General features: G+C 62.7%; 12 protein-coding genes and 1 pseudogene. 1 reads left to right on the top strand and 12 read right to left on the bottom strand.

From position 1 onward, the window contains the following. A pseudogene (locus EN939_RS08060) lies at nucleotides 1-376 on the bottom strand (AraC family transcriptional regulator); the annotation flags it as partial. Nucleotides 377-488: 112 nt separating this feature from the next. Between EN939_RS08060 and EN939_RS08055 the strand changes: the two are divergent. Next, nucleotides 489-1,379 carry an NAD-dependent epimerase/dehydratase family protein gene (locus EN939_RS08055; RefSeq protein ID WP_127267603.1) on the top strand — a complete coding sequence of 297 codons (891 nt, stop codon included), beginning with the start codon at nucleotides 489-491 and terminating at the stop codon, nucleotides 1,377-1,379. A 113-nt stretch (nucleotides 1,380-1,492) separates the two neighbouring features. Here the strand turns inward: EN939_RS08055 and EN939_RS08050 are convergent, their stop codons facing one another. The 11 genes from EN939_RS08050 to EN939_RS39690 all read right to left on the bottom strand — a co-directional run. Then, nucleotides 1,493-3,004: a peptidoglycan DD-metalloendopeptidase family protein gene (locus tag EN939_RS08050; RefSeq protein ID WP_127267602.1), complete on the bottom strand. Its 1,512-nt coding sequence runs from the start codon at nucleotides 3,002-3,004 to the stop codon at nucleotides 1,493-1,495. Nucleotides 3,005-3,200: 196 nt separating this feature from the next. After that, nucleotides 3,201-3,854 carry a protein-L-isoaspartate(D-aspartate) O-methyltransferase gene (locus EN939_RS08045; protein ID WP_127267601.1) on the bottom strand — a complete coding sequence of 218 codons (654 nt, stop codon included), beginning with the start codon at nucleotides 3,852-3,854 and terminating at the stop codon, nucleotides 3,201-3,203. Next, a complete protein-coding gene (gene surE, locus EN939_RS08040; RefSeq protein ID WP_023812184.1) occupies nucleotides 3,851-4,609 on the bottom strand; it encodes a 5'/3'-nucleotidase SurE in 759 nt (252 codons plus the stop codon). The genes EN939_RS08045 and surE overlap by 4 nt, the downstream gene beginning before the upstream one ends. After that, a complete protein-coding gene (serS, locus tag EN939_RS08035) occupies nucleotides 4,609-5,913 on the bottom strand; it encodes a serine--tRNA ligase (protein ID WP_127267600.1) in 1,305 nt (434 codons plus the stop codon). Before serS ends, surE begins: the two co-directional genes overlap by 1 nt. 196 nt (nucleotides 5,914-6,109) lie before the next feature. After that, a complete protein-coding gene (gene tatC / locus EN939_RS08030; RefSeq protein WP_127267599.1) occupies nucleotides 6,110-6,985 on the bottom strand; it encodes a twin-arginine translocase subunit TatC in 876 nt (291 codons plus the stop codon). Continuing rightward, a complete protein-coding gene (gene tatB, locus EN939_RS08025; protein WP_127267598.1) occupies nucleotides 6,982-7,767 on the bottom strand; it encodes a Sec-independent protein translocase protein TatB in 786 nt (261 codons plus the stop codon). Before tatB ends, tatC begins: the two co-directional genes overlap by 4 nt. A gap of 29 nt (nucleotides 7,768-7,796) precedes the next feature. Next, nucleotides 7,797-8,018 carry a twin-arginine translocase TatA/TatE family subunit gene (locus EN939_RS08020; RefSeq protein ID WP_023812188.1) on the bottom strand — a complete coding sequence of 74 codons (222 nt, stop codon included), beginning with the start codon at nucleotides 8,016-8,018 and terminating at the stop codon, nucleotides 7,797-7,799. Between the two features lie 169 nt (nucleotides 8,019-8,187). Further along, nucleotides 8,188-8,952, bottom strand: coding sequence for an SMC-Scp complex subunit ScpB (gene scpB / locus EN939_RS08015; protein WP_127267597.1), 765 nt, complete (start codon nucleotides 8,950-8,952; stop codon nucleotides 8,188-8,190). Continuing rightward, a complete protein-coding gene (locus tag EN939_RS08010; protein ID WP_050596706.1) occupies nucleotides 8,949-9,749 on the bottom strand; it encodes a segregation and condensation protein A in 801 nt (266 codons plus the stop codon). Before EN939_RS08010 ends, scpB begins: the two co-directional genes overlap by 4 nt. Nucleotides 9,750-9,808: 59 nt before the next feature. Then, nucleotides 9,809-10,828 carry a beta-N-acetylhexosaminidase gene (gene nagZ, locus EN939_RS08005; RefSeq protein WP_127267596.1) on the bottom strand — a complete coding sequence of 340 codons (1,020 nt, stop codon included), beginning with the start codon at nucleotides 10,826-10,828 and terminating at the stop codon, nucleotides 9,809-9,811. Between the two features lie 132 nt (nucleotides 10,829-10,960). Further along, nucleotides 10,961-11,126, bottom strand: a 166-nt coding sequence (locus EN939_RS39690; protein ID WP_164750912.1) for an SPOR domain-containing protein, incomplete at its 5' end; no start/stop codon positions are given.

Here is an 11,126-nt window from a genome sequence, read left to right as displayed (position 1 = left end):
CGAGTGCACGGGCGAGATGTTGGATGCGCTGATCACGAAGCAGATGACGTGTGTCGAGCGGCAACGCGCGCGCCTTGCCACCTAGCTCAGCCGCCACCCTTTCCATCAGGGCTGGTTGTAACGCGATCTCGATCGTGTCGAACGGGGTTTCGGTCTCGAAGCCGCCCTCTTGGCCAGCGGGCACCAGGTCAATATCGCCAGCGCGCCTCACGAAATATCGACCAACCTCATTGCAGTAGGAACGCGTCGCCGCGCTTGCATGCACCATGATGCGATGATGGGCCGCCCTGGAGAGACGATGGACGCCCGCTTCGATATGCCAGAAGGCCATTGTGACGTCGGGCGGAAATCGGGCCGGAACAGACTGCGAATGCATGCTCTCTCGCTTCCTGGCAAAACCTGTCCAAGAATTGGCAATTCCCGCGCGATTTTCAATGCCGGGGACATGTACCTACGCCTCTCCATCGAGCTTGGACGAGAGGTTAGCCATGAGTTTTTATGTAGTTGTCGGAGCAGGCCCGGTCGGGCACGAGACCGCGCGCCTTCTGGGCGAAGAAGGACATGACGTCGTTCTCACGAGCCGGAGTGTCGGCTCAAACGCGTTGCGGAACGTCCGGGCGGTGCAGGCCGATGCCACCGATGCCGTTGAACTGGCGCGTATCTGCCGAAACGCCGACGCCATTTTCATGTGTGCCATGGCCGCCTATCACCGGTGGCCGACCGACTTCTTCCCAATCATCGACGGCACCGTGCGTGCCGCGGAAGCGGTCGGCGCGAAGCTTGTGGTTCTCGGAAACCTCTATGGCTATGGGAAACATGCCGATAGCCCGCTTCACTCCGACCTGTCTCTGGATCCGACTTCGAAGAAAGGGACCGCCCGCACGATCATGTGGCAGCGGGCGGTCCGTGCGGACGTGCCGGCAGTCGAAGTGCGGTCCAGCGATTATCTTGGACATGGCGCGATCAGCTCTTTCTCACTGGTCGCGCTGCCCTCCATAATCGAGGGGAAGCCGACTGCTTTCATTGGAAACCTCGACGCGACTCATGCCTGGTCCTTCACGAAGGACGTGGCCAGGACGCTGGTCGCCGCTTCCCGCTACACGGGCAAATGGCGACGGGCGTTCCATGTTCCATCGCAACACGCCTCACCCCGGGAACTCATCCTGACGACGGCGGCAATGCTTCACCGTGAAATTCCAGAAACACGTTCCTATTCCATCCCCGAAATGGAAGCATTGGGCATGCATGAACTCATCGAGATGAGCTATCTCTTCGACAATCCCTTGCTGGTCGATTCCTCCGACGCGGAGACGCTTCTCGGAATCAAGGCCAGCGGCCTTGACGTCATGATCGCCGACACTCTGCGTGATCATCTTTGAAGCTTGAAGACTGGCGCGTCGCGTTGAAACTGAAAAAGCCCGCTCCTTTCGGAACGGGCTGAGCCGGCGGGCCGGACTGGAGGTCAGACGGCCCGCAAATTGCTTTTTTTCTTCTATTCGAGGTAACCCGAGGGATCGACCGGGGCCGAGTTCTTGCGCACTTCGAAGTGCAGCTTCGGCGAGTCCGTCGTGCCGCTCATGCCCGACAGCGCGATTTCCTGGCCGCGCTTGACCTTCTGGCCGCGCTGCACCTCGATCGAGCTGGCGTGGCCGTAGACGGTGACCAGGCCATTCTCGTGGCGCACCAGCACCGTGTTGCCGAATTCCTTGAGGCCGTCGCCGGCATAGATGACGACACCGTTCTCGGCTGCCTTGACCGGTGTGCCCGAGGGCACGGCGATGTCGACGCCGTCTTTGCCGGAGCCGAAACCGGAGATCACGCGACCGCGCACCGGCCAGCGCATCTTGCCGATGCCGGTGGCGTCAGGCGCGACGGCATCGTCGGCCTCGGCCTGCTGGATGACCTTCGAATCCTTCTTCGGCGGCGTGTAGGACGCCAGCGTTTCCGACGGCGTGGTCTTTGCCGCGGGCTGCGTCGTGGCCGTCGTCACCGGATCGACCTTGGCCGGTTTGGCGGCGGCGACGGTCGCGGTTCCACCCGCCGGCACCTTCAGGGTCTGGCCGATCTTGAGCAAGCCATCCTGCATGCCGTTGGCCTGCTTGATGGCAACGACTCCGACACCGGTTTTCCTGGCAATCGAGGAAAGCGTGTCGCCCGACTGAACCGTATAGGTGCCAGCTGCATTGGTCGCCTTGGCCGCGGCTACCTGCGGCTTGGGCTCCTTGGGCTGGCTCGCGGCGGCCGACGTATCGACCTGAGCGGTGGATTTGCCCTCCCTAGGCTTCGGCTGCTGCGGCAGGACGGCGACTTTGTCCGGCGCAGTGGCCGGCAGGTTGTGCTTGGTGTCTTTCGCCGGCTTGGCATCCGCGAGCTTCGGCTCGCTCTTGCTCGAATAGGCGTAGGCCGGGATGACCAGCTTCTGGCCGGTCTTCAGCCCCTTGGTCGCGCTCAGCCCGTTGACCTTCATGATCACGTCGGACGGCACCTTGTAGCGCTGCGCCAGGCCGCCGATCGTTTCGCCGTCCCTGACGACGATCTCGGTTGCATGCGGAGTGCCGGAAGCAGCCACGCGGGGTTCGTCAGGTTGCGAAACCTTGAAAGGCGATGCCACCGGGGCGACGGTGCCGGTCGTGGTCCTGTCGACATGCGGTGCGGGAGCCAATGCGGTGCGCACCGGCTTCGATACCGGCGCCACTTCGGGAGCCTGGGCAACGGGCGGAGGCAGCGGCCGCGTCGAGACCGGATCGAGGCTGGAGCGGCTGACCGACTGTGTATGGCTGCCATCGATCGGAGCGGCGGCGACATCGCCCGGATAAGGCTGCTGTACGGCATCCTGCTTGTTGATGATGGTGCGCTGATTGTTGGTCGAGGATGTAAAGACGTCGTCGACGCCATTGAACCGCGAAACTTGGGAACTGCACCCCGCAGCAGCACCCGCGACCATCAGTATGGCGCAGCCTCGCGCCAGATTGCGACCGCTTGTCTTCAAAACACTGAGTTGCATCGCACTAACCCGCACATACCCGGTACAAACTAGGCATGATTAAAGCGCGTTAATGTTACTCGACGGTTAACCCCATGGAATCCGGCGCAATTTTTCTTAAAATATTAGAGAGCGAGCCCAGGGGAGATTTTCAGGTCATGCCGGCCGGGGTCGAAGACGCACCCGACGCGGCGCGGCCTGAACATCGACATGCGCGCTAGATGATAGCGGCGACACCGCGCAGGATCGGCTGCAGGCGAACGAGGCCGATGTCTTCACGCTCGAAGCGGCTGCCGACCTTGGTCAGCTTGGCCAGCACCTGTTCGCCCTCTTCGGGGCCGATCGGCGCGATGACGATGCCGCCGCTCGACAATTGGTCGAGCAGGAAACGCGGCAGGCTGTCGAAGGACGCCCATGCAACGATGCGATCGAACGGCCCTTCATTCGGCAGGCCACCGGAACCATCGGCGTGGCGCACGATGACATTGCCGATGCCGAGCGCCTCGAAGCGCTGCCTGGCCTGCTCGGCGAGCGTCTTGTAGCGATCGGTGGTGATGACCCGCGCCGCCAGCCGCGACATCACCGCCGAGGTGTAGCCCGAACCGGTACCGATCTCGAGCACGCGGTTGCCCTGCTCGATAGCGAGCGCCGCGATCACCGCCGCCTGCATGTCGGCACCTTCGATCGCCTCGCCGCATTCGATCGGCAGCATACGGTCCGACCAGGCGATCTGATGGAACTGGGCCGCCAGGAAGCCGCGCCGCGGCGTCGCCTCGAAGGCGGCGATCAGCGCTTTCGGTACAGTCCCCCGACCGCGCAGACGCAGCAGAAAGGCGGCAAAACCTTCACGGTCATCGATCCCTTGGTTCATGCAAGCGCCTTGCTCAATTGGTCACGGATTTCATGCGCGGTCAGATCGAGCTGCAGCGGCGTCACCGACACCAGCCTGTTGCGCAAGGCGTAGAGATCGGTGCCTTGCTTGCCCTCGACCGGCTCGCCGCCGAAGCGCAGCCAGTAGTATGGCAGGCCGCGCCCGTCGCGGCGCTCGTCGACCCACAGGGAGTGCACGAGCTTGCCTTGCGTGGTGACCACCGTGCCGGCGACCTCTTCGGGCGTGCAATTGGGAAAATTGACGTTGAGCAGCACGCCGTCCGGCAACGGCGTCGCGACAAGCTTCTTCAGCAGCGCCGGCGCCAGCACCTCTGTCGTCTCGTAGGGCACGACGCGATCTTCGCCGACATAGCTGTAGCCCTGGCTGAGCGCGATCGAGCGGATACCGAGCAGCGCGCCTTCCATGGCGCCGGCGACGGTGCCCGAATAGGTGACGTCATCGGCGATATTGGCGCCCGAATTGATGCCGGACAGGATCAGGTCGGGTGCGCCAGGCAGGATTTTCTTGACGCCCATGATGACGCAATCCGTCGGCGTGCCGCGCACGGCGAAATGCTTCTCGCCGATCTTGCGCAGCCGCAGCGGCTCCGAGATCGACAGCGAATGCGCGTAGCCGGACTGGTCCTGCTCGGGCGCCACCACCCAGACATCGTCGGACAGCGTGCGCGCGACGCGTTCGAGCGACGCCAGGCCCTCGGCATGAATGCCGTCGTCATTGGTCAGGAGGATACGCATTATTTCGCTTCGATCTTTTCCAGGCCGCCCATGTAAGGCCGCAGCACTTCAGGAATGGTTACGCTGCCATCCTCGTTCTGGTAGTTTTCGATGACGGCGATGAGCGCGCGGCCAATGGCTGTGCCCGAGCCGTTGAGGGTGTGGACGAAGCGGTTGCCCTTGCCGTCTCTGTCCTTGTAGCGCGCGTCCATGCGGCGCGCCTGGAAATCGCCGCACACCGAGCAGGACGAGATCTCGCGATAGGCGTTCTGGCCGGGCAGCCAGACCTCGATGTCGTAGGTCTTGCGCGCGCCAAAGCCCATGTCGCCGGTGCACAGCGTCATGGTGCGGAACGGCAGGCCGAGCCGCTTCAGCACTTCCTCGGCGCATTGCGTCATCCGCTCATGCTCGGCAAGTGACGATTCCTGGTCCGTGATCGACACCAGCTCGACCTTGTAGAACTGATGCTGGCGCAGCATGCCGCGCGTGTCGCGCCCGGCCGAACCCGCTTCCGAGCGGAAGCACGGCGTCAGCGCGGTGTAGCGCAGCGGCAGTTTTTCATGCGCGGTGATTTCTTCACGCACAAGGTTGGTGAGTGGGACCTCGGCAGTGGGAATCAGGCCAAGCCTGCCCTCCCCGTGCGGCGTGAAGAACAGATCTTCCTCGAACTTCGGCAACTGGTTGGTGCCGAACAGAACATCGTCCTTGACCATCAACGGCGGGATGACTTCTTCGTAGCCATGTTCGGTCGTATGCAGGTCCAGCATAAACTGGCCGAGCGCACGTTCCATCCGGGCCAGTCCGCTTTTCAGCACCGTAAAGCGCGAGCCCGACAGCTTTGCCGCGCGCTCGAAATCCATCATGCCGAGCGCTTCGCCGATCTCAAAATGCTCCTTCACCCAGTTCGGCCGCGTCGGCACCTTGCCGACGAGGTGCTTGACGACATTGTCGTGCTCGTCCTTGCCGACAGGCACGTCGTCGAACGGCACGTTGGGAAGCACTGCCAGCGCATCGGTCAGCGCCTTGTCGAGCTCGCGTTCGCGCGCCTCGCCGTTCTGGATGAAGACCTTGATCTCGCCGACTTCGGATTTCAGCGTCTCGGCCAGGGCGGCATCGCCCGAACGCATGGCGTTGCCGATCTCCTTCGACGCGGCATTGCGGCGCTCCTGCTTGGTCTGCAGCTCGGTGACGTGCTCGCGCCGGGCCTCGTCCGAGGCGATCAGTCCGTCGACCATGGACTGCGCCTCACCGGCCGACCACGAGCGCTTCACCAGCGCCTCGACAAGGGCCTTCGGGTTGTCGCGAATCCATTTGATGTCAAGCATGGTTTGAAACGCTCCTGGGTAGCATGTCGCCCAAAAGTGCACAGCGATTTGGGACAACGACATGCTCAAAACAAAACTGAAACGCATCGCTTTGAGCGCGATGCGTTTCAGCCAGAGGGCGTAAACCGCATCCGGGATCGATGCAAGAGGACGGGGCGACGACTATGTTTTTCCGCCGCTGCAGCCGCTCTGTCGCCTATGAGGAGGCAGGTGCCGGGGGCTCGTCCGGTGCTTTGTCCGCCACCTCTTCCGCCGCGCCCTGCTTCTCGCGTGCCACGCGCTGCTTTTCCCGATCGCGCTCGATCAGCCGGGCAGCCCAGATGGACACCTCGTAGAGAAGGATGGTCGGGATGGCCAGGCCGATCTGACTCATCGGATCGGGCGGCGTCAGTATCGCCGCGACGACGAAGGCAATGACGATCGCCCATTTGCGCTTCTCGGCCAGTCCCTTGGACGAGAGCATGCCGACCCGTGTCATCAGGCTGGTCACCACCGGCAGCTGGAACACCAGGCCGAAGGAGAAGATCAGCGTCATGATCAGGCTGAGATATTCCGACACTTTCGGCAGCAGCGAAATCTGCACCTGATCGTCGGTGCCGGCCTGCTGCATGGCGAGGAAGAACCACATCACCATCGGCGTGAAGAAGAAATAGACCAGCGATGCGCCCATCAGGAACAGGATCGGCGATGCGATCAGGAACGGCAGGAAGGCGTTGCGCTCGTTCTTGTACAGGCCGGGCGCGATGAACTTGTAGATCTGCGTGGCGATCAGCGGAAAGGCGATCACCATGCCGCCGAACATGGCGAGCTTGACCTGGGTGAAGAAGAATTCCTGCGGCGCCGTGTAGATCAGCTCGACCTTGTGCGGATCGAGCCCTGCCCACTGCGTCGCCCATTTGAACGGCACGACCAGGAGGTTGAACAGTTTCTTGGCGAAGAAGAAACAGACCAGGAAGGCAACGAAGAAGCCGCCCAGCGACCAGATCAGCCGCCGGCGCAACTCGATCAGATGCTCCATCAGCGGCGCGGACGATTTCTCGATCTCGTCCTTTTCGGTGTCCGAAACGCTCACTTGGCGGCTCCCGCCGTCTTCTTGGCCACCGGCTTCTTCACCGCTGCAAGCTTCGGTTCGGCTTTCGCCCCCATCTTGGTCGCTACAGTCTTGGCCGCGACAGCGTTGGCCGCAGCGGGCGTCTTGGCGCTGGGCGCTTCAGGCTGTGCCGTCGTCATGGCCTTCGCCTGCGTCTTGGACGCAGACGCTGCCTTCGCGGCAACCTTTGCACCATTTGCCGAAGCTTTTGCAGCCGGCGTCGCTTTTGCCGGCGCAGGCTTGGCTGGTTTCTTCGCCGCGGACGCCTTCGGCGCCGCAACGGGTTCCGCCGGCGCTGACGAGGTCACCACCGATTCGTCGGTCATTGCCGGAAAAACCGGCGCTGCTGGCGCTGCTTCCGGCGCGTTGACGCCAGGCATGGTCGTTGCACCGTTCTTCAACGGCTCGGCCGTTTGCGGGGTCGAAGCGACAGAGCTTGCCGGATCGGCTGCCGGCTTCGGCTTCATCGCCGCATCGACGCCGGAGCGAACGTCGGCCGCGGCCTGTTCGAACGGATTGAGCTGCTTCCTGATCTCAGCCATCGGGCTCATGCCCCTGAGCTCGTCGACGGACTTCTTGACGTCGTCGAGCTCGGCTTCCTTCAGCGCCTCGTTGAACTGTTTCTGGAAATCGGACGCCATGGCGCGCAGCTTCGCCGTCGTGCGGCCGAAGGTGCGCAGCATATTGGGCAAATCCTTGGGTCCGACGACCACGATCATGACGATCGCGATGACCAGCATTTCGGTCCAGCCGACTTCAAACATGGCACTCTGTTCCGACTAGAACCTTGGGCTCAGCTCTTGCTGGCTTTTTCCTTCGCGGCCGCAACGGTCTCGTCGGCACGATGTTCGACGGTGCGCTTGTCTTCGGCAACCTCGTCGTCGGCCATGCCCTTCTTGAAGCTTTTGATACCCTTGGCCATATCGCCCATCAGCTCGGGAATCTTGCCGCGGCCGAACACCAAAAGCACGATCACCAGCACGATCAGCCAATGCCAAATCGAAAATGAACCCATAGCAAATCTCTCTCGAATGTTTTCCCTGGCGATGATCTATGCGTTTTCGCGTTGGGATTCAAACACAACTGCGACAGAGTTTATGAAAGGGTGACGGATGTCACGCATTTTCGACGGGAACGCCCGCTACGAATCCGCGCATCCTCATCAAGTTGGCCGCCAATGCCAGTCAATCTTCCGTGACGCGCGGCGTCAGCAGGCCGAGTTCCTCGAGATCGATGTCGGTCAGCGCATCCTCGTCGTCGGTCAATGCGTCGGGATCGGCCGGCGGCTGCGGAATGGAGAAATTCGACGGCATGCGGCCCGAAAGCAGTCCAGCCCCCTTCAGTTCCTCCATGCCAGGAAGATCGCGAATCTCTTCCAGCGCGAAATGGTCGAGGAAGGTCTCCGTCGTACCGTAGGTCACAGGGCGTCCGGGCGTCTTACGCCGGCCGCGCATGCGCACCCATTCCGTTTCCAGCAGCGTGTCGAGCGTACCTTTCGAGGTTTCGACGCCGCGGATGTCCTCGATCTCGGCACGCGTCACCGGCTGGTGATAGGCAATGATCGCCAGCACTTCGAGAGCCGCGCGGGAGAGCTTCCTTTGCTGGACGGTATCGCGGCTCATCAGGAAAGCCAGGTCGCCGGCGGTGCGGAACGCCCAGGCGTCGCCGACACGCACCAGATTGACGCCGCGCCGCGCATAGATCTGCTGCAGCTCGGCCATGGCCAGGGCAATGTTGATGCCGTCAGGGAGGCGTGCCGCGAGCTGCTTTTCGCTGACGGGTTCGGCGCTGGCGAACACGATCGCCTCGGCCATGCGCACGGCCTCGGCCAGATGCAGCCGCTCGGCCGGGTTCTGTAGCTGCTCGGCCGGATCCCGGGAAAGCGACTCCTCTTCGGGTGCATCGCCGACCTTGAACGGGATAACCGAAGCGTTGGCGCGTTCGCTCATGATGCCACCTCGACTGCCTTGATTGCCTGCGTGCGCCCGCGCAGGTAGATCGGCGCGAACGTCTGATCCTGCCGCACGTCCATCGTGCCGTCGCGCACCAGTTCCAATGTTGCCGCAAAAGAACTGGCGATTGCCGTGCGCCGCTCCTCGGGGCTGGTCATGTATGCGATCAGAAAACTTTCCAGCGCCGTCCAGTCGCTTGCAGCCCCGACCAGGCGGGTCAGGATGTCGCGCGCATCCTTGAGCGACCAGACACCGCGCCTGGCGATCGTCACATTGTTGATCGCCTGCTTCTGGCGTTGCTGGGCATAGGCGGTCAAGAGATCGTAGAGCGAGGCCGAATAGGCGTTACGCTTTTCGACGATGACCATTTCCGGCATGCCGCGCGCGAACACATCGCGGCCGAGCCGGTTGCGGTTGACCAGACGCGCCGAGGCGTCGCGCATGGCTTCCAGCCGCTTCAGGCGGAACTGCAGCACCGCCGCCAGTTCCTCACCGCTTTCGCCCTCGTCGCCGGGCTGCTTGGGGATCAGGAGCTTGGACTTGAGGAAGGCCAGCCACGCCGCCATCACCAGATAGTCGGCGGCAAGCTCCAGCCTGAGCGCCCTCGCCGTCTCGACAAAGGTCAGATATTGCTCGACCAGCGCCAGGATCGAAATGCGAGCCAGATCGACCTTCTGGGTGCGGGCAAGATGCAGCAGCAGGTCGAGCGGACCTTCGAAGCCGGCCACGTCGACAACCAGCGACGGGTCGCCGGTAACGCGTGAATCGTCATTCTCGGCCCACAGACGGTCCATCGGTGCGGCCTTCGAGGCCTTGCTTTCCAATGTCTCCGCCACTCCGTCACTTCCCTTTGCTATGCCACCGCATCGAAGTAGGTGGCGAATTCGGCACGTATTTCGGTTTCTTCGACCGTGTCACGGTTCTTTATATAGGTCAGCGCCCGCTTGGCGCGCTCCAACGACGTGCCCTCAAGCCCTGTGGTGCGCGATGCGATGCCGGCCATCTCCTCGAAAACGCCGTTGCAGTGAAGGACCAGATCGCAGCCCGCCGCAAGGATCGATGCCGCCTTTGTCGGGAAATCCCCAGAAAGTGCCTTCATCGAGGTGTCGTCGCTCATCAGCAGTCCGTCGAAGCCGATTTCGCGCCGGATGATCTCGTCGATGACCTTGCCGGAGGTGGTCGCCGGATTGTTGGGGTCGATCGCGCTGTAGACGACATGGGCTGTCATCGCCATCGGCAGATGGCTAAGCTCCTTGAACGGGGCGAAATCATGCCGCTGCAGATCGCTGAGCGAGGCATTGACCACCGGCAGTTCGAAATGCGTGTCGGCAAAGGCACGTCCATGGCCCGGAATATGCTTCATGACCGGCAGCACGCCGCCCGACATCAGCCCTTCCGCGGCTGCGCGGCCGAGCTCGATCACCGGTCGCGGATCCTTGCCATAGGCCCGCGCGCCGATGACATCGCTGGCGCCCTCGATCGGCACATCGAGCACCGGCAGGCAATCGGCTGTGATGCCGTAGCGCAGCAGGTCGAAGGCATGCAGCCGCGCCATCAGCCAGGCCGCGCGGGCGCCGGCATCATGATCGTCGCGCCACAGCGCGCCGAGCGCGCCGCCGGCGGGATAGTTCGGTGCCAGCGGCGGTCGCAAGCGCTGCACACGGCCGCCTTCCTGATCGATGAACACCAGCGCGTCCGGACGCCCTATGCAGTCCCGCATCTCGGCGACCAGATCGCGGATCTGTTCGGTCTCGCCAATGTTGCGCGCAAACAGGATGAAGGCCCACGGGCATTCATTGCGATAGAAATTGATTTCTTCGCGGGTAAGCGATTTCCCGGCACAGCCGAGGATCATGGATTTTGATTCGGTCATGTCGGCAGTTTAGGGCTTTGTGCGATCAAAGGGAATCGCCAGGGATTCATCCGGGACAACGCCGGATCTGCTTTCCCCATGAAAAAAGCCGGCGCGATGGACCGCGCCGGCTTTTGATGGTCGGCTCCGGCTTTAGCGCGAGACGAAGCAGTTGCCGCCGGCGGCCTTGTAGCTGGTGCACAAATTGATTGCGTCATTGCGTGACTGGGCCGGAACGCGCACGCGGTAGAACGTGCCTTTGCCGGCGATCTCGGCGTTGACGATATTGGCGGTACGCCCGGCAAGCACGCTGCCATAG

This window comes from Mesorhizobium sp. M7A.F.Ca.CA.002.05.1.1 (genome assembly GCF_003998335.1).
Taxonomy (GTDB): Bacteria; Pseudomonadota; Alphaproteobacteria; order Rhizobiales; family Rhizobiaceae; genus Mesorhizobium.
Note: the sequence above shows the minus strand (reverse complement) of the source record. Positions and strands in the feature narration are given on the sequence as shown.

Excerpts from the sequence above, each read along its gene's own strand:
- EN939_RS08020 (WP_023812188.1), bottom strand. The coding sequence starts at position 8,018 with ATGGGTTCATTTTCGATTTGGCATTGGCTGATCGTGCTGGTGATCGTG.
- EN939_RS08055 (WP_127267603.1), top strand. The coding sequence starts at position 489 with ATGAGTTTTTATGTAGTTGTCGGAGCAGGCCCGGTCGGGCACGAGACC.
- serS (WP_127267600.1), bottom strand. The coding sequence starts at position 5,913 with ATGCTTGACATCAAATGGATTCGCGACAACCCGAAGGCCCTTGTCGAG.
- surE (WP_023812184.1), bottom strand. The coding sequence starts at position 4,609 with ATGCGTATCCTCCTGACCAATGACGACGGCATTCATGCCGAGGGCCTG.
- EN939_RS08045 (WP_127267601.1), bottom strand. The coding sequence starts at position 3,854 with ATGAACCAAGGGATCGATGACCGTGAAGGTTTTGCCGCCTTTCTGCTG.
- tatB (WP_127267598.1), bottom strand. The coding sequence starts at position 7,767 with ATGTTTGAAGTCGGCTGGACCGAAATGCTGGTCATCGCGATCGTCATG.
- EN939_RS08010 (WP_050596706.1), bottom strand. The coding sequence starts at position 9,749 with ATGGACCGTCTGTGGGCCGAGAATGACGATTCACGCGTTACCGGCGAC.
- nagZ (WP_127267596.1), bottom strand. The coding sequence starts at position 10,828 with ATGACCGAATCAAAATCCATGATCCTCGGCTGTGCCGGGAAATCGCTT.
- scpB (WP_127267597.1), bottom strand. The coding sequence starts at position 8,952 with ATGAGCGAACGCGCCAACGCTTCGGTTATCCCGTTCAAGGTCGGCGAT.
- EN939_RS08050 (WP_127267602.1), bottom strand. The coding sequence starts at position 3,004 with ATGCAACTCAGTGTTTTGAAGACAAGCGGTCGCAATCTGGCGCGAGGC.